The following is a 551-nucleotide window of genomic DNA, read 5'->3' as shown; positions in this document are numbered from 1 at the left end:
CGGCATGATAATAACTCCCCTAAGCGTGTACAGATTTACTTGACCACATCAATATCGACCGCGCTGTCTGTTAGCTTTAGCTACTAACTCATTGACTCAAATTCCAGACACAACAAAGCCCGTTACCTGAGTAACTGGCTAACTGCTCTCAATTAAGAGGCACTAATTTTAAAGATATGGTGCGCTTGGCAATGACCTATTTTTACATGGGCATATCGCTCACACTATCTGTTAGCTTTAGCTACTAACTAACTCATTCGCTCAAATTCCAGACACAAAAAAGCCCGTTACCTGAGTAACGGGCTAACTGCTCTCAATTAAGAGGCACTAATTTTAAAGATATGGGGTGCTTGGCGATGCCCTATTTTTTACTATCCTTGTAAGGGTACATGGGCATATCGCTCGCACTATCAACTGTTGATGTGTCTAAACCCGCGGTTGAACTTTTTTTAGGCAAAGAAAAAGCCCTAACACATTGTGTTAGGGCTTTATCAGTATTAGGCGCTTGGCGATGACCTACTTTCACATGGGGAGACCCCACACTATCATCG

The 551-nt window shown here is 42.8% G+C and carries 1 protein-coding gene; it reads right to left on the bottom strand.

The genetic code is table 11. The features are described 5' to 3' along the window. Positions 1-361 precede the first annotated feature (361 nt). Positions 362-551: hypothetical protein (locus tag LMH66_RS20245; RefSeq protein WP_229372722.1), on the bottom strand; the 190-nt coding region annotated here is incomplete at its 5' end.

The sequence above is a fragment of the Shewanella sp. 10N.7 genome (genome assembly GCF_020806285.1).
Classification (GTDB): Bacteria; Pseudomonadota; Gammaproteobacteria; order Enterobacterales; family Shewanellaceae; genus Shewanella; species Shewanella electrodiphila.
This window is presented reverse-complemented; position numbering and strand designations above follow the sequence as displayed.